The organism is Serinicoccus chungangensis, from assembly GCF_001483745.1.
In the GTDB taxonomy this organism is placed as follows: domain Bacteria; phylum Actinomycetota; class Actinomycetes; order Actinomycetales; family Dermatophilaceae; genus Ornithinicoccus; species Ornithinicoccus chungangensis_A.
The window spans coordinates 50175-69600 of record NZ_LQBL01000005.1; the positions used below are offsets into that span (position 1 = coordinate 50175).

At 75.0% G+C, this 19426-nt stretch carries 19 protein-coding genes; 7 read left to right on the forward strand and 12 right to left on the reverse strand.

What is annotated here, in order from left to right:
• The first annotated feature begins 9 nt into the window (after positions 1–9).
• Positions 10–594: an SRPBCC family protein gene (locus AVL62_RS03235; protein WP_235585492.1), complete on the forward strand. Its 585-nt coding sequence runs from the start codon at positions 10–12 to the stop codon at positions 592–594.
• Between the two features lie 45 nt (positions 595–639).
• Positions 640–1647 (forward strand): aldose epimerase family protein, encoded by a 1008-nt coding sequence (locus AVL62_RS03240; protein ID WP_058890245.1) that lies wholly within the window; start codon positions 640–642, stop codon positions 1645–1647.
• 22 nt (positions 1648–1669) lie between these two features.
• Here AVL62_RS03240 and AVL62_RS03245 read toward each other — a convergent pair whose 3' ends face one another.
• The 3 genes from AVL62_RS03245 to AVL62_RS17730 are packed head-to-tail and all read right to left on the reverse strand — an operon-like array spanning position 1670 to position 4847.
• Positions 1670–3280 (reverse strand): ABC transporter permease, encoded by a 1611-nt coding sequence (locus tag AVL62_RS03245; RefSeq protein WP_058890246.1) that lies wholly within the window; start codon positions 3278–3280, stop codon positions 1670–1672.
• Positions 3277–4206, reverse strand: coding sequence for an ABC transporter ATP-binding protein (locus tag AVL62_RS03250; RefSeq protein WP_058890247.1), 930 nt, complete (start codon positions 4204–4206; stop codon positions 3277–3279). The genes AVL62_RS03245 and AVL62_RS03250 overlap by 4 nt, the downstream gene beginning before the upstream one ends.
• On the reverse strand, positions 4203–4847 hold the full coding sequence (locus AVL62_RS17730; RefSeq protein ID WP_161937823.1) for a TetR/AcrR family transcriptional regulator: 645 nt from the start codon (positions 4845–4847) through the stop codon (positions 4203–4205). The genes AVL62_RS03250 and AVL62_RS17730 overlap by 4 nt, the downstream gene beginning before the upstream one ends.
• Positions 4848–4926: 79 nt before the next feature.
• On the opposite strand from AVL62_RS17730, the gene AVL62_RS03260 reads away from it, so the two are divergent.
• On the forward strand, positions 4927–5523 hold the full coding sequence (locus AVL62_RS03260; RefSeq protein WP_083518635.1) for a rhomboid family intramembrane serine protease: 597 nt from the start codon (positions 4927–4929) through the stop codon (positions 5521–5523).
• Positions 5524–5563: 40 nt separating this feature from the next.
• Positions 5564–6580, forward strand: coding sequence for an LLM class flavin-dependent oxidoreductase (locus tag AVL62_RS03265; protein ID WP_058890325.1), 1017 nt, complete (start codon positions 5564–5566; stop codon positions 6578–6580).
• A 129-nt stretch (positions 6581–6709) separates the two neighbouring features.
• Here the strand turns inward: AVL62_RS03265 and AVL62_RS03270 are convergent, their stop codons facing one another.
• Both AVL62_RS03270 and AVL62_RS03275 read right to left on the reverse strand, forming a co-directional pair.
• On the reverse strand, positions 6710–8176 hold the full coding sequence (locus tag AVL62_RS03270) for an MFS transporter (protein WP_058890249.1): 1467 nt from the start codon (positions 8174–8176) through the stop codon (positions 6710–6712).
• A 28-nt stretch (positions 8177–8204) separates the two neighbouring features.
• Complete coding sequence (locus tag AVL62_RS03275; protein WP_058890250.1) at positions 8205–8690, reverse strand: MarR family winged helix-turn-helix transcriptional regulator; 486 nt, start codon at positions 8688–8690, stop codon at positions 8205–8207.
• 90 nt (positions 8691–8780) lie between these two features.
• On the opposite strand from AVL62_RS03275, the gene AVL62_RS03280 reads away from it, so the two are divergent.
• Entirely contained in the window at positions 8781–9206 is a 426-nt protein-coding gene (locus AVL62_RS03280; RefSeq protein ID WP_058890251.1) for a VOC family protein, read from the forward strand.
• 75 nt (positions 9207–9281) lie between these two features.
• Positions 9282–10286 (forward strand): NAD-dependent epimerase/dehydratase family protein, encoded by a 1005-nt coding sequence (locus tag AVL62_RS03285; RefSeq protein WP_058890252.1) that lies wholly within the window; start codon positions 9282–9284, stop codon positions 10284–10286.
• A gap of 100 nt (positions 10287–10386) precedes the next feature.
• Here the strand turns inward: AVL62_RS03285 and AVL62_RS03290 are convergent, their stop codons facing one another.
• The 3 genes from AVL62_RS03290 to AVL62_RS03300 all read right to left on the reverse strand — a co-directional run bounded on the left by AVL62_RS03290 (position 10387) and on the right by AVL62_RS03300 (position 13768).
• On the reverse strand, positions 10387–11427 hold the full coding sequence (locus tag AVL62_RS03290) for a lactonase family protein (protein WP_083518636.1): 1041 nt from the start codon (positions 11425–11427) through the stop codon (positions 10387–10389).
• Between the two features lie 374 nt (positions 11428–11801).
• Positions 11802–13052: an alpha-amylase family protein gene (locus AVL62_RS03295; RefSeq protein WP_058890254.1), complete on the reverse strand. Its 1251-nt coding sequence runs from the start codon at positions 13050–13052 to the stop codon at positions 11802–11804.
• Positions 13053–13174: 122 nt separating this feature from the next.
• On the reverse strand, positions 13175–13768 hold the full coding sequence (locus AVL62_RS03300) for an AMIN-like domain-containing (lipo)protein (protein ID WP_235585493.1): 594 nt from the start codon (positions 13766–13768) through the stop codon (positions 13175–13177).
• 121 nt (positions 13769–13889) lie between these two features.
• Here AVL62_RS03300 and AVL62_RS03305 point away from each other — a divergent pair, with 121 nt between their 5' ends.
• The gene (locus tag AVL62_RS03305; RefSeq protein WP_058890255.1) at positions 13890–15929 is read left to right on the forward strand and encodes an NADPH-dependent 2,4-dienoyl-CoA reductase; all 2040 of its coding nucleotides are present in this window, start codon (positions 13890–13892) and stop codon (positions 15927–15929) included.
• Positions 15930–15968: 39 nt separating this feature from the next.
• On the opposite strand, the gene AVL62_RS03310 is transcribed toward AVL62_RS03305, so the two are convergent.
• The 4 genes from AVL62_RS03310 to AVL62_RS03325 all read right to left on the reverse strand — a co-directional run bounded on the left by AVL62_RS03310 (position 15969) and on the right by AVL62_RS03325 (position 19421).
• Complete coding sequence (locus AVL62_RS03310; RefSeq protein ID WP_058890256.1) at positions 15969–16610, reverse strand: pyridoxamine 5'-phosphate oxidase family protein; 642 nt, start codon at positions 16608–16610, stop codon at positions 15969–15971.
• Between the two features lie 164 nt (positions 16611–16774).
• Positions 16775–17431 carry a nucleoside/nucleotide kinase family protein gene (locus tag AVL62_RS03315; protein WP_058890257.1) on the reverse strand — a complete coding sequence of 219 codons (657 nt, stop codon included), beginning with the start codon at positions 17429–17431 and terminating at the stop codon, positions 16775–16777.
• A 737-nt stretch (positions 17432–18168) separates the two neighbouring features.
• A complete protein-coding gene (locus AVL62_RS03320) occupies positions 18169–18849 on the reverse strand; it encodes an eCIS core domain-containing protein (RefSeq protein WP_058890258.1) in 681 nt (226 codons plus the stop codon).
• A complete protein-coding gene (locus tag AVL62_RS03325; protein WP_153011632.1) occupies positions 18846–19421 on the reverse strand; it encodes a hypothetical protein in 576 nt (191 codons plus the stop codon). The genes AVL62_RS03320 and AVL62_RS03325 overlap by 4 nt, the downstream gene beginning before the upstream one ends.
• Between the last annotated feature and the right edge of the window lie 5 nt (positions 19422–19426).

Consider the following 19426-nt stretch of genomic DNA (forward strand, 5'->3'; position numbering starts at 1 on the left):
GAGGCGACCGTGACCGGACGCGAGGAGGGCAGCCGCGTGCCGGCTGCCCGCCTGCCCTGGGTCTGGGGGGCCTCGGAGGCGGAGGTCGCGGGGCGGTACGCCTGCGACCGGCTCACCGACGCGGCGCCGGGGTCGGTGCGCCCGGTGCGGCTGGTGCGGGCGATCGGGGTCGCCGCCCCCGCCGAGAGCGTGTGGGTCTGGCTGGGCAACCTGCGGCTGGCTCCCTACAGCTACGACTGGCTGGACAACCTCGGCCGCCGCTCGCCCCGGACGCCGGCCCACCACCTGGGCCCGCTCGAGCCGGGGCAGCGGGTCATGACGATCTTCACGGTCATCCACGTCGACCAGGGGTCCGAGCTGACGATCCGCACGCGCGAGGGCCTCGGGACCCGACTGTTCGGGGGCGTGCGGGTGTCCTACCGCGTGGTGCCCGAGCAGCCCGACCGCTCCCGCCTGGTCGCCGTGCTCCTGCTGGAGACCGGCACGGGGTGGCTCGCGCGCGGGCGGGCGCGGGCCCTGGCCTGGGGCGACCTGGTCATGATGCGCCGGCAGCTGCGGACGCTGCGCGACCTGGCCGAGGCCACCCCCCGGTAGTCTCTCGCCGACCGCCCGCCTGTCCCTGCCGTCCCGAGGAGCCGCATGCCCACGCCACCCCCCGGCCCCACCTCCGTCACGCTCACGGCGCCCGGCCTCCGCGTCGACCTCCTCAGCACCGGCGCGGCCATCGCCAGGGTGGAGCTCACCGACGGCCACGGGGACGGCCCGGTGGACGTCGTCCTCGGCCACGCCGACCTGGCCGACTACGGCCGGGTCCGCGACTTCCAGGGGGCCACGATCGGGCGGGTCGCCAACCGCATCGACGCCGGCCGGTTCCGGCTCGGCGACCGCCCGGTCGAGGTGCCGCCCGACCCGGACGAGCCGCACGCGCTGCACGGCGGACCGGAGGGCTTCGACCAGCGCGAGTGGGCGCTCGTGGAGGCGACCGACGACCGCGCGACGTGGTCGCTCACCTCCCCGGACGGGGACCAGGGGTTCCCGGGCGAGGTCGAGGTCGAGGTGAGGTATGCCGTCACGCCCGGTCGCCTCACCGTCGAGCACCGCGCCACCACCGCGGCGCCGACGCCGGTCAGCCTGACCAACCACAGCTACTGGAACCTCGACGGGGAGGGCGCCGGCGACATCCTCGACCACACCCTGCAGGTCGACGCCGACACCTACCTGCCGGTGCGCCCCGACCAGATCCCGACCGGTGAGGTGCGCGACGTCAGCGGGTCCCCCTTCGACCTGCGCCGCCCCGTCGTCCTGGGCGAGGCACTGGCCGTCGACGACGAGCAGCTGGAGATCGGCCAGGGCTACGACCACCACCTCGTCGTGCCGGGCGGGGGCCTGCGCCGGCACGCGGTGCTGGTCGGCGGATCCGGCCGTCGCATGGAGGTGTGGAGCGACCGGCCCGGGCTCCAGGTGTATGCCGGCGCCCACTTCGACGGTACCGTCACCGGGCCGCGCGGGGTCGCCTACGGTCCGCGTGCCGGGATCGCGCTGGAGACCCAGGCCTTCCCCGACGCGGTGAACCAGCCGCACTTCCCGTCGGTCGTGCTGGAGCCGGGGCAGACCTACGCCTCGACCACCGAGTGGCGGTTCGGCTGACCGGTCCGGACCCCGGGCCGCGTCAACCGGCCGGGACGTCGCGGCGTCGCAGGCCCACGAACCCGGACGCCAACAGGACGAGCCCCAGCACCGTGAGGACGGCGAGGGCCGCGGGCTGCGGGCCCTCCCCCACCACGTCCTGGCCGACGGCGAGGAAGGGGGTGGCGTCGAGCAGCCAGGACGGCAGGTCCAGGCCCGGGCCGAGGTAGGCCAGGGCCGCGGCGAGCGCGAAGACCCCCCAGCCCGCGACGGCGGCTCGGGGGAGCCAGCCGACGAGGGCCGTGCCCAGGCCGAGGAAGACCAGGACGGCGGGGAGCTGCGCGGCAGCCGCGCCGGTCACGTCACCGAGCCAGGCGTCGTCCCCGAGCGAGGCGGCGGCGCCGGCCCCGAGGGCGAGGGCACCCACGGCACCGACCATGAGGGCGCCGACGGTCACCACGAGCAGGCGCGGGCCGAGCCAGGCGCTCCGCGGGCGCGGGGCCGACAGGGCGACCTCCAGCCGCCCGCTCTCCTCCTCCCGGCGCCAGGACCCGACGCCGACGAGGACGTACGCCGTGACCAGCAGGGCCAGCATGACGAGGAAGGTCGACATCATCGGCGCCAGGACGAGGTCCGCCGCGCGTGCCTGCGCCTCGGGACCGGCCCCGAGGAACGCGCCGAGCGCGGGGTTGTCGAGCACGGCGTCGACGATCTCCTGGGCCAGGGACCCGAAGACGGCCATGAGGGCCGCGGCGCCCAGGGCCCATCCCGCGACCACCGCGCGCTGCTGGTGCCAGGCCAGCCCCAGCGAGGTCTGCAGGGACGCCGAGGCCCGGGCGTGCGTCCGGCGCGGCCGCAGCAGGGCGCCACCCACGTCGCGCCGGCTGCGCAGCGCGACGGCGAGCGCGACCAGGCCGGCCCAGAGGAGCACCGGCAGCGCCAGCGGCCACCACCGGGCATCCTCGCCGAAGGCCCGGACCTCGTCCACCCAGCCGTGCGGGCTGGCCCAGACCAGGGCCCCCTCCCGCAGCGCCCCGAGCCCGCGGAGCAGGAAGGACACCAGCGTCAGCGCGAGGCCGATCCCCCAGACGGCCCGCGCGTGCTCCACCCCCTGGGCGGCCACGGCGGTGATGCCCACGAAGGCCAGTCCGAGCCCGGCGACCGCCAGGCCGTAGCGCAGCGCGCCGGCGGGGTCGGCACCGAAGGGCACCATCGCCGCGCCCACCGCGGCCCCGGTGACGACCGTCGCCGCGCTGACGAGCAGCACCGCCGCCGCGAGCGGGGCGTGGCGACCGATCCGAGCGGCGAGCAGCAGCTCGAGCCGTCCGGTCTCCTCCTCCCGCCGGGTGTGCCGGGTGGTGAGCGCGATCGCCATGACCGGGACCGCGAAGGACAGGACGAAGCCGAACTCGTTGGCCAGCACCCCGCCCAGGGTGTCCAGCCCGGCCACCCGGCCGTTGATGACGGCGAGGGCGTCGCCGCCGAGGCTCTCGGCATACCCCGCGACCTTCTCCGGGGTGTCGTAGAGCGCGCTGATCGACGACCCGGTGAGCACCATGACGGCGGCCAGACCCACGACCCAGGCGAGCAGCGACCGCCACCCGGTGCGCAGGGCGATCCCGGTCATGGTGCCGACACCGGTCGTGGCGCTCATCGGGCGTCCACCCGCTCGTCGTGCCCGGCATACGCCCGGAGGAAGAGGTCGTCCAGGCTCGGCGGGGTGACGGTGAGGGTATGGATCCCGGCGTCGTGCAGCACGCCGACCAGCCGGCCGACGGCGTCCGGCTCGACCGAGGCGACCACCTCGGTGCGACCCTGCTCGTCGGAGCCGGTCTCGACGTCGTCCACCCCGGGCAGGCCCTCCAGCGCGGGCGCGCGCTCGGTCACGGCGCGCACCGCCGAGTGGGTATGCCGCCGCAGGTCGGTGAGGGTGCCGGTCGTCACCGTCCGACCCGCCCGGATGATCGAGACCCGGTCGGCCAGCGCCTCGACCTCCCCGAGGATGTGGCTGGAGAGCAGGACCGTGGTGCCCTGCTCCCGACGCTCCCGCACCACCTGCTGGAAGACCTCCTCCATGAGCGGGTCCAGCCCCGAGGTCGGCTCGTCGAGGACGAGCAGCTCGGCGTCGGTGGCGAGGGCCGCGACGAGCGAGACCTTCTGGCGGTTGCCCTTCGAGTAGTCCCGGGCGCGGCGGGTCGGGTCCAGGTCGAAGCGCTCGACGAGCTCGGCGCGGCGGGACTCCTCGACCCGGCCGTGGGCCCGGGCCAGGATGTCGATGCACTGGCCCCCGCTGAGACCCGGCCACAGGGTGACGTCTCCGGGGACGTAGGCCAGCCGGGAGTGCAGCTCGACCGCCTCGGCCCACGGGTCGCCACCGAAGAGCCGTGCGGTGCCGCCGTCCGCGCGCACCAGCCCCAGCAGGACCCGCAGGGTGGTGGACTTGCCGGCGCCGTTCGGGCCGAGGAAGCCGTGCACCTCGCCGCGCTCGACGACGAGGTCGAGGCCGTCCAGGGCCGCGACGGAGCCGAAGGTCTTGCGTAGCCCAGAGATCTCGACGAGGCGGTCCGAGGAGGTGGTCATGTCGGGCGTCCTTCCGGTGGCGGTGCGTCGGTGAGCATGAGGGAGAAGAAGGAGTAGGCGTCGCGCCCCCACCGGTCGATGCCGCCGGAGCCGAGGGGGTCGAAGCCGAGCAGCTCGGTGAGCGGGTCGCGCAGGAGCACCGCACCGAGGTCCATGGCCAGGAGCAGCGCGGCGCGGACCTCGGGGTCGGGGCCGGGGTCGAGGACCCCGGCGTCCCGCCACAGGGTCAGCAGGTCCACGGTCATCCGGTGCCACCCCCGCAGCACCTCGCGGGCGCGCTCGTCATCGGCGAGGAGCATGCGGCGCAGGTAGGGCAGGACCGGTGAGTCGTCCGGGAAGACCTCGGCGAAGGACCCGAACTTCGCCTCGGCCGAGGCGTCGAACACCTCCGCGGCGGAGGTGGCGCCGCTCGCCCCGGACTCCTCGGGCGTGGGCATGAGCTCCTCGGTGAGGCGCAGGATGTGGTCGTCGCACGCCGCGCGCAGGCCCTCCTTGGAGCCGTAGTGGTGCAGCACCAGGGCCGGCGAGACCCCCGCGGCGGCCGCGATCCGGCGCACCGTGACGGCGTCGAAGCCGTCGTCGGCGAAGAGGCGCAGCGCGGCCTCCCGGATCCGCGCCTTCGGGGTGAGGTCTGAACGCATGTTCAGCATCCTAAACGATCGTTCAGGATGCCGTCCAGTGCCCTTCCCGCCGACCGGCCCCCTGGGCGATACTGGCGGGGTGAGCAGCTCGAGCCCGGCCACCTGGCGCCGCGACGCCCCCGCGTGGGCGCGGCGCGTCATACCCGTCGTGCTGCTGGTCGCCCTCATGTGGGTGACCGAGATCGTCGACCTGGTGCTGCCGCTGGACCTCGACCAGTTCGGCATCCGGCCGCGCGACCTCGGCTCGCTGCCCGCCGTCGTGCTGAGCCCCTTCCTCCACCTGGGGTTCGGCCACCTCATGGCCAACACGGTCGCCCTGCTCGTGCTCGGGTCGCTCCTGGCGCTGACCACCCGTCACCTCTGGGTCGTCACCGGCGGCGTGGTGCTGGTGAGCGGTCTCGGCGTCTGGCTGCTGGGCGGCCCGGGCACGGTGCACATCGGCGCGAGCGGCGTCGTCTACGGGTATGCCGCGTTCCTCGCCGTCTACGGGTTCGTCTCCCACCACCTGTGGCGGGCGCTGCTCGGCGTGCTGGTCATCCTGGTCTACGGCTCGATGATCTGGGGGGTGCTGCCGCTGCGCGAGGGGGTCTCCTGGCTCTCCCATCTCTTCGGGGCCGCCGCCGGGGTCGGCCTGGCGCTCTGGCTCGGCCGTCGCGACCGGGTCGCCCGGCACTGAACGGCGGAATCCTCGGGCGGGCGAGGTCGTTGACGTGTCCATGAAACGCATCGGCTTCCTCTCCTTCGGCCACTGGACCCCGCACCCCCAGTCGGCCACGCAGTCGGCCTCCGACGTCCTCCTGCAGTCGATCGACCTGGCGATCGCGGCGGAGGAGCTGGGCGCCGACGGGGCGTACTACCGCGTGCACCACTTCGCCCGTCAGCTGGCCTCGCCGTTCCCGCTGCTGGCGGCGGTGGGCGCGCGCACGAAGCGCGTCGAGATCGGCACCGGCGTCATCGACATGCGCTACGAGAACCCGCTCTACATGGCCGAGGACGCCGGCGCGGCCGACCTCATCTCCGGCGGCCGCCTGCAGCTGGGGATCTCCCGCGGGAGCCCCGAGCAGGTCGTCGAGGGCTACCGCTGGTTCGGCCACGACCCTGCCGAGGGGGAGAGCGACGCCGACATGGCGCGGCGGCACACCGCACGCTTCCTCGAGGTGCTCTCCGGCGAGGGCTTCGCCCAGCCGAGCCCGCGCCCGATGTTCCCCAACCCCCCGGGGCTGCTGCGCGTCGAGCCGCACAGCGAGGGCCTGCGCGAGCGCATCTGGTGGGGCGCCGGGACCCGCGCCACCGCCGAGTGGGCGGGCACCCAGGGGATGAACCTCATGAGCTCCACCCTGCTCACCGAGGACGCGGGCCTGCCCTTCCACCAGCTGCAGGCGCAGCAGATCCAGGTCTTCCAGGAGGCCTGGCGGGCCGCTGGGCACGCCGGCACCCCGCGGACCTCGGTGTCGCGCAGCATCTTCCCGCTCGTGGACGAGCGCGACCACGCCTACTTCGGGCTGGAGCGGCGCAGCACCGACCAGGTGGGTGTCATCGACGGGTCGCGCTCGACCTTCGGCAAGACGTATGCCGCGGAGCCCGACGAGCTGGCCCGTCAGCTGGCCGCCGACGAGGCCGTCGCGGCCGCGGACACGCTGCTGCTGACCGTGCCCAACCAGCTCGGCGTGGACTACTGCGCCCACGTCATCGAGGGCGTGCTGGACGTCGCGAAGGAGCTCGGCTGGCGCTGAGCGGCCGGGCGGGCGTGGGCCGCGCTCGAGTCCCGGCCTGCCCAGGGAGGTCCGGCGACTCCTGCGCAGCAGGTGTTCCTCTGGCGTGATGCATCACCGCAGAGGAACACCTGCTGCGGACGAGTGAGGTCAGGCGTCTCGGTCGCCGACCCGGAAGGCCGCCACCTCGCGGTGCGTGAGCGCGACCCAGGCCCCGACCGCCAGGCACCCCAGCGCCCCGAGCAGCGCCGACCAGGCCGGCGTGGTGAGCCCAGCGACCAGCCCGGCGCGGGCGTTGCCGATGTCCGGGCCGGACACGCCGATGACGTGCTCGACCGACGACACCCGACCCAGGTGGCTGTCCGGCGTCGCGAGCTGCACCATCGCGGCCCGGCTGGTCACCGAGACGGTGTCCGCCGCGCCGGCCACCACGAGCGTGGCCAGCGCCACCCCGGCCAGCCCACCGAGGGCGGCCAGGCCGAAGCCGAGCAGGGCCACGCCCCAGACCCCCACCGCCACCAGCTGGACCACGCCCAGCCGCGCCCGGCGGGTGACGAGCCCGGACGCCAGGCCCGCGCCGACCCCGCCGACGGCGACGCAGGTGAGGAACAGGCCGAGGGTGCGCGGGTCGCCGCCGAACAGCTCCTGGTTGACCATGGGGAAGAGCGCGACCGGGAAGGCCAGCAGCGTCGCGGCGAGGTCGAGCAGGAACGACCCGCGCAGCACGGGGTCCCGCCGCACCGCGTCGACCCCCTCGCCCAGCATGACGAGCGCGGTGCGCGTGCGACGGCGCAGCCGGGCGAGCGGACTCGTCCGCGCCCGCGGGTATGCCGTCAGCGCGCGCCCGTGGTCGGCCGCGCGTCCGGTGCCGGTCCCCGTCGGCGCGATGTGGGCAGACCCCGGCGCGGCGGGTCGGTCCGCGGGTCGGTCCGCGGGTCGGTCCGCGGGCCGGTCCGCGGGCCGGTCCGCGAGGGCCGCTGCCTCCGGCGCCCCCGCCTGACGCTCCGGCGGCATGGGCGGCAGCGCCCGCACGGTCCACCAGCTGATGCTCAGCGCGGCGGCGTTGACGAGGTAGCAGACCGCCGGCGAGGCGACCCCGAGCAGCAGCCCGCCCACCGCCGGGCCGACCATCATGGCCGCCTGGAAGCTGATCATGTGCAGGGCGATCCCCGCGGCGACCTGCTCGCGCGGCATGAGCCGGGTGATGAAGGTGCGCCGCGACGGCGCACCGAGGGCGTTGCAGGCCGTCTGCAGGCTCAGCAGCGCCAGCAGCAGCGGGAGCGGGTAGAAGCCGAGCACCAGCTGGGCGCCCAGCGCGAGCGCCGCGACCGCCTGACCGCCGGTGGCGGCCAGCGCCACCCGTCGACGGTCGAGCACGTCCGCCAGCGGCCCCCCGACCAGGCCGAGCGCGATCATGGGCACCGCCTGGGCGATGCCGATCGCCGCCACCCAGAACGGGCTGCGCGTCATCTCCCACACCTGGAAGAGCACGGCCACGACGGCCACCTGGTGCCCCAGCCCCGAGAGCGCCCCTCCGAGCCACAGCCGGCGGTAGGCCGCGCTGATGCGCAACGGCGTCAGGTCGAGGAACGCCCCCCGCGCCCTCACCTCACCCACCGGGCGTCGCCGGTGGCGGCGGGGCACGTCATACCTGGTCCCTGCCGAGGTGGTCCTCCAGCCGCTCGGCGAACGACCGGCGCCCCAGCGCCTCGGCGAGGTCCGCGGCGACCGCGCTGAGGGCGTACGGCAGCTCCTCCTCCAGCTCGGCGACCGCCGCCTCGGTGGCGCGCCACTCCGCCTCCGCCAGCGGGACGAGCGCACGGCCGCGCTCGGTGAGGGTGACGACGCGGGTCCGGCCGTCCTCCCCCGCCTCGCTGGTCACGAGGTCGGCCTGGCGCATCTGGCCGATCGTCTGCGACAGCGCGGAGTGGGTCCGGTCGAGCTCGCCCGCGAGCTGGGTGATGGTCATCGGCCCGAGGTGGGCGAGACGCACCAGCGGCAGCACGAAGCGGCTGCGCACCTGCCCCTGACCCCGCTCCCGGTAGGCCTCGTTGATCGCCGCGTCCATGTCGGCGAGCACCGCGAAGAGCTGCCGCAGGCGGCTGCTCCGCGTGGGGTCGGGAGATGTCACAGGGCTAATATAACAGCACTGTCAGGTATGCCGTCCCCGCGCCTCGGCCCGGGTCGATGAGTCCGGCCGGCCCCGGCGGTCATACCCGGCATGGACACCGACGGCACCACCCCCCTGACGCGCCTCGACCGCGTCTTCAACGGCTTCTCCGTCGACGACCTGGACGCCGCCGAGGCGTTCTACCGCGACGTGCTCGGCGTGCCCGTCGAGCGGGAGTCCGAGCCGATGGGCATGCTGCAGCTGCGGCTCGGCGACCGGCGGGTGCTGGTCTACCCCAAGGGCGAGGCGCACCAGCCGGCGAGCTACACCGTCCTCAACTTCCCCACCGACGACGTGCCTGCCACCGTGCGGGCGCTCGCCGACCGGGGCGTCGAGTTCCTCCGCTACGACGGCATGCCGCAGGACGAGCTGGGCGTGGTGGAGTCCGGGGACGGCCCGCCGATCGCCTGGTTCGCCGACCCCGCGGGCAACGTGCACTCCGTCCTCGACGTCGGCCCGGACCCGGACGAGGAGTAGGTCGCGGGCGGGGGCCGCTGGGAGAGCGAGCGGCGCCACACGACGGGCGCTGCGGGCGGGTGGTAGACCTGCCGTATGCGCATCCTCCTGCTGGGCGGCACCGCCTTCCTCTCCCACGCGACCGCGACCGAGGCGGTCCGCCGCGGCCACGAGGTGACCTGCCTCGCCCGCGGCTCGGCACCCGCACCGGAGGGGGTGCGCTTCGTGCGGGGTGACCGGGACGAGCCGGACGGGTTGGCGCCCGTGCGGGGGCAGCGGTGGGACGCGGTGGTGGACGTCTCGCGTCAGCCGGGGCAGGTAAGGCGGGCCGTCGCGGAGCTGGACACGCCGCACTGGGTCTTCGTCTCGACCGCCAACGTCTACGCCCTGCCCGAGGAGGGATCGGCAGGGACGCCCCCGACCGAGACCGATCCGCTGCTGGAGCCGCTCGAGGCGGACGTCATGTCGACGATGGAGGAGTACGGCCCGGCCAAGGTCGCCTGCGAGCAGGCCGTGACCGCGCAGATGACGCGGCAGGGGGGCACCGCGACCCTGGTGCGTGCCGGTCTCATCGGCGGGCCGGGCGACGAGTCCGGCCGGGTGGGCTACTGGCCCTGGCGGTTCGCCCACCCGAGCGGGCCGGACGTCCTCGTGCCGGACGACCCCGACTTCCCCGTCGCCTTCGTGGACGTCCGTGACCTCGCCTCCTGGCTGGTGCATGCGGCGGAGCAGAGGCTGGACGGCGCCCTGAACGCGACCGGGCCGGTGGTGCCGCTGGCCGAGCTGCTCGAGGCGGCACGGGCGGTGGCCGGCGCGCAGGTCCCCGCACGACCGGCGCCACCCGCGCGGCTCGCCGAGCTCGGCGTCCACCCCTGGATGGGTCCGCGGTCGCTGCCGTTGTGGATCGACGACCCGGCGCTGCGGTCGTTCGCCGCGCTCGACACGACGCGGGCGCGGGCGGCGGGGTTGCGGACCCGGCCGGTCGACCAGACGCTGCGCGACACCCTGGCCTGGGAGGAGACCCGCCAGACGCCCCGGGCGGCCGGGCTGACCGACGAGGAGGAGCAGGAGATCCGGGAGGCGCTGGACGCCCGGGCCTGAGCCGGGTGGACGAGGACAACCACCCGCGGCGCCCGGTCGACCCCCGGGCAACCACCCGCGGCGCCCGGTCAGCCCCTGGGCAACCACCCGCGGCGCCCGGTCAGAGCTGGACGGAGCGCGCCCAGTTCGCGCCGTTGCCGGTCTCGGCCCGGGCGACCTCCATGAGCAGGCCGGCCTCGTCGACCGCCACGAGCGCGACCGCCGTGTCCTGCTCGCCGGTGACGAGGGCATACCGGTCGTCCGAGAGCACGAGGAAGCCCCGCGGCTGCGCGACCGTGCCGACGATCGAGACCGCCTCCCCCAGGGACCCGTCGGGGGCGACCGGCAGGGAGGCGAGCGTGGACTCCGAGCGTTCGCTGGCCAGCAGGTAGGTCCCCTGCCGGGCCAGGTGGAGGTCCGCACCCCAGATGAGGTGGCCCTCGACCGGGTCGGCCCCCAGCTCGCTGTGCCGCAGGCCGCGGTCCTGGGCGTAGGCGGGCACCGACCCGCTCAGCGTCAGGTCGCCGCTGGCGTCCCGGGCGTAGGTCAGGGCCTCGCCGGAGAACTCGGTCATGACGTAGGCATGCTCCTCGTCCGCGTCGAGCACGAGGTGGCGCGGCCCCGAGCCGTCGGGCGCCTGGGCGGTCGGCGGGACCAGGGGCGTGAGGCCGCCACCGGGCGAGAGGGAGTACTGGGCGACCACGTCCGCGCCGAGCGACACGACGTAGAGGTGCCGACCGTCGCCGGCGAGCGCGACGCAGTGGGCGTTGGGCCAGTGGACCTGCGCGGTCGGCTCCTCCACGTGCCCCTCGTCGCCGACCGGGAAGACCTGCGCGTTGCCGCCGCCGTAGGACGCGCCCACCAGCAGGCTCCCGCCGTGCGCCAGCGCCAGGTAGCTCATCGAGCCCTCGACGTCGGTGTGGTCCAGGTGCTCGAGCCGGCCCGTCTCCCGGTCGAGCGCGAAGACGTCGATGCCGGGCGGGTCGCCCTTGGCGGCGGCATACACGAGGTCGCGGTCGGCGTCGATCGCGAACGTGCCGCAGCCCTCCCCCACCTCGCTCACGGCGAGGCGCTCGAGGGTCGGCGGCTGCGCGGCGGTGTCCACCCGGAAGGTGCTGATCGTGCTGTCGGCGGCGTTGGCCACGAGGACGAGTTCGGTCATGGCTCCCACGGTATGCCGTGCCGCCGACACGAGCAGGTGCGGGCGCCCCGGCCGGGCGGGGCGGGCGTGCCGGGCGGGCGTGCCGGGCCCACCGGGCGGGCGTGCGGGGTGGGCGGGCGTGCGGCGGCCACCGGGCGGGCCGGGCACGCGGGGGCCGTAGCCGGGGTCGGACGCGCCTGAGCAAAGAAACAGGCCCGACGCAGCCGTAGGAACCTTGCCTCGGGCATGTTTCTTTGCTCAGGCTGCCCACGGGGGTTCTAGGACATGCACAGAGTGCCTTCGACGTGCACAGGCTCGGCCCGCTCGAGCCCGGCCCGGCATGCACAGACTCGGGCCGCCGGAGTCGGGCCGGCGGAGCACAGGTGCGCGGGGGCTCAGCCACCCGAGGCCCAGCGGAAGACCTCCCCGTCCGGCCCGGCGACGGTGACCGAGGCCGTGGGCGCGAGGGTGATGCCCACCCGGAGCCACCGGTCGTCACCGCCGGAGGAGACGTAGGTCAGCTGCTCGTTGGTGCGGTCCTCCACCTGGGTGCGGGCGCGGGCGAGCCAGGGGTGGCGTCGACGCAGCCCGATGAGCTCGCGGTGCAGCGAGAGCATCCACGCCCCGTCCTGGCCCAGGTCGGCAGGCCCGTCCGGCAACGCCGGGCGGATGGCGTCGTCCCCGCCGAGCCGCTCCTCCTTGACCCCCTGGAAGGCGTGCTCGTCGCCGTAGTAGACCGACGGCATACCTCCGACGGTCATGAGCACGGCCAGCCCGACGACCGCCCCGTCGTCCCCGACCTTGCTCGCGATGCGGGTGACGTCGTGGTTGCCGACGAAGGTCTGCGGCACGAACGAGCCCAGCAGCGCGTCGTGCTCGCCCAGGGCGTGCGCCAGCTCCCAGCAGTTGGTGTCGACGACCGAGCTCCAGATCGCCTTCCACAGCATGTACTGCGTGACGGTGTCCACGCCGCTGGCCTCGACGAACCCGGCGTAGTCGCCGTGGATGACCTCGCCCACGAAGAGGGCGTCCGGGAACTCCTCGCGGACCCGCGCGGTGACGCGCGCCCAGAACTCGGTGGGCACGGCGTACGCCACGTCGAGCCGCCACCCGGCGATCCCGCGCCGCAGCCAGCGCAGCATGACGTCGACGACGAGGTCCTCGACCGCAGGGTGCCCGTGGTCCAGCTCGACGAGCCCCTCGTGCCCCTCCCAGGACGCCGGGCGGCCGTCCTCCCCCTGCTTGAGCATCGAGGAGGTATGCGGGTCGCCCACCATCGGGTGGTCCGCCCCGACGTGGTTGAACACGCCGTCGAGCAGCACCGACAGGCCCCGCTCACGGCACTGCTCGAGGAGGTGGTCCAGGTCGGCCTCGTCCCCCAGCCGCGGGTCGACGCGGGTGTGGTCCAGGGTGTCGTAGCCGTGGCTGCGGGAGGCGAAGACCGGGCCGAGGAGCAGCCCCGAGCAGCCCAGCCCGACGGCCTCGTCGAGCCACGCCTCGAGCCGGGGCAGCCGGTGCTCGACCGTCGCCTGCGCCGGGTCGCCCTCGAGGACGGCCGGCGCACCCACGGCACCGAGGGGGTAGACGTGCCACCAGATGGCGTGGTCCAGCAGGCGGGCGGAACCGGGGGCGGGAGGGCGTGACATGACACCCAGTGTCCCAGCCGGGCCTGCGGGCGTCCGGCAGCCGGTTCGTCAGCCGTCAGCCTCCTCGAGGGGGCTGACGGCTGACGAACCGGCTGGGAGTGGGGCTCACCGCCGCCCTGGGCTCACCACCGGTGGGCGACGTCGACGACGAGCCGCTGACCCGACCCCGGCCCGTCGAGGACGAAGGCCCGCATCGGCAGCCGGGCGCGCACGCCCAGGCCGAACGAGGTCTGCCCCTCGAAGCTACCGCCCAGCCTCACCTGGCGCAGGGTGCGGTAGCCCCCGGTGCCCACCAGCTCGGCGGGGTTGGCCGGGTCGTAGACGGCGTCGCCGTCGGCGTCGTAGGCGGGGTTGCCGACCAGGACCTCGATCTTCGCGCCGCCGCGCAGCGACAGGGCCTGCCCGCTGCCCGGGGCGCGGTAGGTGCTGACGTAGCGGACGGCATACTCCCCGGCGTCGCCGGAGATGTCGACGACGACCCGGTCGAAGCAGGTGTGCCGGCCCGACCGGACGTCCGTGAGCGGGGCCTGGGCGGTGTCGAAGCCGGTGACCTTGGGCAGCGATCCCCAGGTGATGCCGCAGTAGGGGGCGGCGTGCGCGGCCGGGGCGATCGCCGCCACCGGCGTGAGCGCGCCGACGGCCAGCAGGGCGCCGGCCAGCAGCGTGCGGGGGGTGGCGCGCAGCGTCGCGCGCGGGGTGGTGCGGGTGGTGCTCATGACGACCTCCTTGTCGGTGACGTGTGCGTGCACGTCCACCCCCCAGAGCACGCGGACGACCCGCAGATACCTCGCGGGCGCAGCGGGGTGCCGCCCGCCGACCGCTGGATACCCTGTCGTCATGCCCGGCCCGAGCGCGTACCCGCACCTGCTGAGCCCCGTCCGCCTCGGTCACCTCACGCTGCGCAACCGCGTCGTCATGGGCTCGATGCACACCAAGCTCGAGGACCGCGCCCGCGACACCGACAAGCTGGCCGCCTTCTTCGCCGAGCGGGCCCGCGGCGGGGTGGGGCTCATGGTCACCGGAGGGTATGCCCCGGGCTGGCGCGGGTGGCTGCTGCCGTTCGGGTCGAGCATGGTCCGGTCGGCGCAGGCCCGGCGGCACCGCACGGTCACCGACGCGGTGCACGGGCACGACGGCCGCATCCTGCTGCAGCTCCTGCACGCCGGGCGCTACGCCTACCACCCGTTCGCCCAGGGGGCCTCCACCGCGACGTCCCCGATCACGCCGTTCCGGCCCTCGGCCCTGTCGACCCGCCAGGTGGAGCGCACGGTCGACGACTTCGCCCGCTCGGCCCGGCTCGCCCAGCGGGCTGGCTACGACGGGGTGGAGATCATGGGCTCCGAGGGCTACCTCGTCAACCAGATGCTCGCCGCCCGCACCAACGACCGGACCGACGCGTGGGGCGGGTCGGCGCGGGCCCGGATGCGCTTCCCCGTCGAGATCGTGCGGCGGACCCGCGAGCTGGTGGGGGACGACTTCGTCGTCCAGTACCGCATGAGCCTGCTCGACCTCGTCCCCGACGGGCAGGACTGGGCCGAGACGGTCGACCTCGCGCACGCGCTGGAGGAGGCCGGCGTCACCAGCGTCAACACCGGCATCGGCTGGCACGAGTCGCGCGTCCCCACCATCGTCACCTCCGTGCCGAGGGCGGCCTTCACCTGGGTGACGGCGCGGCTGCGGGCGGAGATCGGCATACCGGTCGTCGCGTCCAACCGGATCAACCGGCCCGAGGTCGCCGAGCAGGTCGTCGCCGACGGCGAGGCCGACCTGGTGTCGATGGCCCGGCCGCTGCTGGCCGATGCCAACTGGGTCCGCAAGGCGCAGCAGGGCCGCAGCGCCGAGATCATCCCGTGCATCGCCTGCAACCAGGCCTGCCTGGACCACACCTTCGCCAACCGCCGCGCGACCTGCATCCTCAACCCGCGCTCGGCGCACGAGACCGAGCTCGTGCTCGGCCCCACCCGCAGGGCGAGACGGGTCGCGGTCGTGGGCGCCGGGCCGGCCGGGCTGGCCGCGGCGGTCGAGCTGGCCGGCCGGGGGCACGCCGTCGAGCTCTTCGAGGCGCAGGACCAGGTCGGCGGGCAGTTCCGGCTGGCCGCGCAGATCCCGGGCAAGGAGGAGTTCCGCGAGGCGCTCGCCTACTACGAGCACCTGCTCGGGGTCCGCGGGGTCACGACCCACCTGGGGGTGCAGGTCACGGCGGAGCGGCTCACCGGCTTCGACGAGGTCGTCGTCGCCACGGGCGTCGTGCCGCGGGTGCCCGACATCCCCGGCGTCGACCACCCGAGCGTGCTGAGCTACCCCGAGGCGATCCGCGACCCGGGCCGGGTCGGGGCGCGGGTGGCGGTCGTCGGCGCCGGCGGCATCGGCTTCGACGTCAGCAGCGCCCTGCTGCACGAGCCGGACGAGACGGTGGCGCAGTGGCGCGAGCGCTGGGGGGTCGCCGACCCGTGGGAGGTCCGCTCCGGACTCGGCGAGAAGCGGCAGCCGCCGGTCCGCCGCGAGGTGCACCTGGTGCAGCGCAAGACCTCCCGGCACGGCGCCGGCCTGGGGAAGACCACCGGGTGGGTGCACCGCACCGAGCTCGCCGACGCGGGGGTGCACCTCGTCGGCGGCGCGGAGTACGTCCGGATCGACGACGCCGGCCTGCACCTCACCCTGCCCGTCGAGGACGGGAGGGCGGGCGAGCGGGTGCCGCACGTCATACCGGTCGACACCGTGGTCCTCTGCGCCGGGCAGGAGTCGGTGACCGACCTCGTCGAGCCGGTGCGCGCGCTGGGGATGCCGGTGCACGTCATCGGCGGGGCCGACGTGGCCGCCGAGCTGGACGCCGAGCGGGCGATCCGGCAGGCAACCGAGCTGGCCGCCCGCCTCTGAGGGAGGGTAGGGGTCAGGGGCGGCGAGCCCAGGCCGCCGTCACACCGGGACCGGGTATGCCGCCCGCGTCGCGGTCACGGAGGCCGGCTCCGGGGCGGTCGTGCCGGGGGTCGGTTGCGGGGTGCCGGCGGCCAGCGCGAGCGGGACGACCCCGGTCCAGACGGTGGGGTCCTCGGCGGGGTCGGTGCCGCCGGTGCGGGCCTTGAGCAGCCAGGAGCCGTCGACGATCGGGAGCGCCAGGCAGCTGGTCGCCCGCAGCTCCTTACCGGTGCTGGCCCGGACCTCCTCCGTCCTCCCGGGGAGCAACCGGTCGGTCAGCCGCTCCAGCGCCCCCGTGGCCTCCTCGGGGCCGAGCTCCACGGTCGTGCCGCGCAGCACGGCGCTGCGGTAGTTCGCCGAGGAGTCGAAGGCGGTCTCCGCCACCACGAGCCCGTCGAGGGCCACGACGGTGAGCGTCACCGGGGCGCCGGTGAGCAGATGGCGCAGCGCCCCCGCGCCGGTCGACCCGTGCAGCAGCACCCGGTCCCCGTCCCGGGCGACCAGCAGCGGCACCGACCACGGCTGCCCGTCGACGACGGTGGACAGCACGCCCACCGGCATGGCGTCGAGGAGGTCGTCGAGCGCGGCGCGGTCGGCGAGGTAGCGGTCCGGCTTGCGGGTCGGGGTGGACAGGTCGGTCATGCCGACCAGCCTGACACGTGGACCCCGGCGTCCACCGCCGCGGCACACCGGTGGGCCGGGGGCCTGGTCCCCTACGCCGAGCTGTCCTCGGGTCACCCGACGCGGGGCTGTCCTGAGGTCACCCGACGCGGGGTGTGGCGCGCGTCCCGGGCCGAGGCGTCGCGTCAGGCCAGCTGCCAGGTCCCGTCGGGGGCGCAGCGGACCACCCGGTCGGGGGCCTCGGAGCGCTTGCGGATCCGGCGCGCGTTGGCCTCGTCCACCCGCTCGACCCACGCCTGCGCCTGCTCCTGCGTCTTGCCGAACTCGACGTGCCGCGCCACCAGCTGGGTGTGCCGCTGCTCCTCGTCGACCTCGACGCTCCACACCGCGTTCAGCCGGGCCCGCGCCGCCCGCCACCGCTCGTCCGGGTCGAGCAGGTAGTTGCCCTCGGTGACGACGAGGCGCACCGAGGGCAGCACGGCGAGCGCGGCGGCGAGCGGCTGCTCCAGGGTGCGCTCGAAGCCGGGGGCGTAGACGGTGTCGGTGGTGTCCTCGCGCAGCCGGGTGAGCAGCGCGGCATACCCCTCGGCGTCGAAGGTCTCCGGGGCGCCCTTGCGGTCGGTCAGCCCGAGCCGCTCCAGCTGGGCGTCGGCGAGGTGGAAGCCGTCCATCGGCACGTGCCCGACGTGATCCTCGCCGTGGCGCTGCGCGAGCGCGGTGAGCAGCTCCTCGGCGAACGTCGACTTGCCCGAGCCGGGCAGCCCCACGATGCCGAGCAGGCCCCTGCCCTCTCCGGGGACGAGCGCGTCGGCGAGGTCGAGCAGATCGGGGGCGAGCGTCATACCCGTCACTCTGACAGACAGGACCTGCTGGTGACAGTGAGCATCTCGACACAGGCTGCGGCGTACCTCGGTGATGGCGTCCATCAGCGCCTCCCAGGTCTCGTCCGGGAGGAGGTCGCCATTGGTCCGGTGCACGCGCATCTAGGCCTCCTCCAGGATGTCGACGAGCTCGTTCTTGGTGAGGTACTCCAGGCGTTCCAGCATGCCGACGGCTCCTTGCCTCGACACTTCGCCCACGCTGGTGGTCACCTGCCCGGCACGGTTGACCAAGCTGTCGTCGAGTGCCGCGTCCAGCAGCGTGCAATCGGCGGTGCGCCTCCGGTTCCAGGTCGACGGGCCGTTGCGGGTAGACGTTGTCGACGACCCGCCGGAAGCCTGCAGCGGACTCCAGGGTGAGGTCGGCGAGGGAGAGGCCCGCGCCCTTGGCCCAGATGGCTCGCAGGATGTAGACGAAGACGGTGTGGTGCATCTGGGGCAGCCCGGTGGCGCCGACGGCACGCCGGGACCGGGTCGGCGGTCCTCATCCCCTGATCCAGCATCTCGTCACCGAGATCCGCCGCCTCGTCCACCGCGTTCTCGGCCCGGTCCGAGATGCTGCGTCCACCGCCGGAGAGCAGGTCGTAGTCCGCACGGTCGGGACGCATCGAGGACATCATCGCCATCGGCGGTCCCCGCGGTCTGCATGGCCTGCCCCGGCAGGCTCAGCGCCTCCTCCACCGTGCGCAGCCCGCTGTCGATCATCTGCTGGACCGGACGGTATGCCTCGTCCAGCCGGGCGTGCGACTCGCGCGCGACCTGCTGCAGCCGGCGCGGTCCCGCGCGTCGGACACCTGGTCCAGCACCGGGATCAGGCTCACGCCCAGGTCGACGCCGATCTCGGCGAACGACGGATCCTCGTTGAACTCGCCCATGAGACCGCCGCCGAAGGCCTCCAGAACCCCCATGATCGAGTCTGCCCACGACTCGTCCTCATCGAGCCCCAGGACGGCAGGGCCCGCGGCAGCGACGATCGGGCGGGCCACGCCCGTCCGCTCCGCGGCGTGCGCCTGCGTCTCCTGCTGCGCCGATGCCCGGGGCGGGATGCGGCTGCCGGGACCGCTGCCCGGAGGCTCCGCGAGCGCGTGGGCGGCCTCGTGCCGCAGCAGCCGGGCTCCGGTGGCCGTGCCCGGTGGCGGGGCGTGCGCGCCCAAGTAGATGTGGCGGCCCACGGTGAAGGCGCGAGCGGACAGGCGCCCCGCCACGTCGTGGCCGCTGGGGTCGTGGTGCACCGAGATCCGACCGATGTCTGGACGGGCGGCCGTCTCCGGCAGCACCTCGGTCAACGGTCGACCGCCCGTGCGCGGCAGCCGTTGCCAGGTGTCGGACAGCGACTCCCGCTCCCGCGCGGGAAGGCCGGTGGTGGCTCGGGCCGGGGTCATGCGACTCCGGCGTCGGCGAGGAGGCCATCGACACCCCCGGAGGGCAGGGGCTGCGTCAGCCGCTCGGCCGGCACGCCGAGCTGTCCGAGGACGTACCAGAGCGTGGTGTGCTGTCCCCACAGGGTGGCCCCGGAGGTGTCCCCCACGGTCCACCGGGGGCCGACCGACTCCAGCACCGGCCAGTGCCGTGCCGCCGCCTGCGCGAACGGGCGGTGCCGGGCCGGCGGGATGGTGAGCAGCTGGGCGGCGGGGGCCAGCAGCGAGGCGAAGGACCACGGCTCCTCCCAGGCCTGCTCGACCAGGGCCTGCTCCACATCGGCCCCGACGGTGCCCTTCTCGGCGGCCGTCGCCAGGGTGGTCGCGGGCAGGTGCAGGTGCACCCCGGCCTCGGCGAGCTGCGGCGCCTTCGCCAGCACGATGAGCCCCTCCTGCTCGGCGGCGGGGTCCAGGTCGACCTCCGGCCACCGCCCCCGGCTCACCGCCTCCCGGGCGTGCGGTCGCCAGGCGACGGAGGCCTCCCGGGCACTGCCGCACACCGCGCTGGGCACCTCGAGCGGTGCAGTGCTGGACATCTCGG

What these genes read in the sequence shown, in the direction of transcription:
- AVL62_RS03240 (WP_058890245.1), top strand. Translation starts at nt 640, where the DNA reads ATGCCCACGCCACCCCCCGGCCCCACCTCCGTCACGCTCACGGCGCCC.
- AVL62_RS03245 (WP_058890246.1), bottom strand. Translation starts at nt 3,280, where the DNA reads ATGAGCGCCACGACCGGTGTCGGCACCATGACCGGGATCGCCCTGCGC.
- AVL62_RS03250 (WP_058890247.1), bottom strand. Translation starts at nt 4,206, where the DNA reads ATGACCACCTCCTCGGACCGCCTCGTCGAGATCTCTGGGCTACGCAAG.
- AVL62_RS17730 (WP_161937823.1), bottom strand. Translation starts at nt 4,847, where the DNA reads ATGCGTTCAGACCTCACCCCGAAGGCGCGGATCCGGGAGGCCGCGCTG.
- AVL62_RS03265 (WP_058890325.1), top strand. Translation starts at nt 5,564, where the DNA reads ATGAAACGCATCGGCTTCCTCTCCTTCGGCCACTGGACCCCGCACCCC.
- AVL62_RS03280 (WP_058890251.1), top strand. Translation starts at nt 8,781, where the DNA reads ATGGACACCGACGGCACCACCCCCCTGACGCGCCTCGACCGCGTCTTC.
- AVL62_RS03285 (WP_058890252.1), top strand. Translation starts at nt 9,282, where the DNA reads ATGCGCATCCTCCTGCTGGGCGGCACCGCCTTCCTCTCCCACGCGACC.
- AVL62_RS03290 (WP_083518636.1), bottom strand. Translation starts at nt 11,427, where the DNA reads ATGACCGAACTCGTCCTCGTGGCCAACGCCGCCGACAGCACGATCAGC.
- AVL62_RS03295 (WP_058890254.1), bottom strand. Translation starts at nt 13,052, where the DNA reads ATGTCACGCCCTCCCGCCCCCGGTTCCGCCCGCCTGCTGGACCACGCC.
- AVL62_RS03300 (WP_235585493.1), bottom strand. Translation starts at nt 13,768, where the DNA reads ATGAGCACCACCCGCACCACCCCGCGCGCGACGCTGCGCGCCACCCCC.
- AVL62_RS03305 (WP_058890255.1), top strand. Translation starts at nt 13,890, where the DNA reads ATGCCCGGCCCGAGCGCGTACCCGCACCTGCTGAGCCCCGTCCGCCTC.
- AVL62_RS03310 (WP_058890256.1), bottom strand. Translation starts at nt 16,610, where the DNA reads ATGACCGACCTGTCCACCCCGACCCGCAAGCCGGACCGCTACCTCGCC.
- AVL62_RS03315 (WP_058890257.1), bottom strand. Translation starts at nt 17,431, where the DNA reads ATGACGCTCGCCCCCGATCTGCTCGACCTCGCCGACGCGCTCGTCCCC.
- AVL62_RS03320 (WP_058890258.1), bottom strand. Translation starts at nt 18,849, where the DNA reads ATGACCCCGGCCCGAGCCACCACCGGCCTTCCCGCGCGGGAGCGGGAG.
- AVL62_RS03325 (WP_153011632.1), bottom strand. Translation starts at nt 19,421, where the DNA reads ATGTCCAGCACTGCACCGCTCGAGGTGCCCAGCGCGGTGTGCGGCAGT.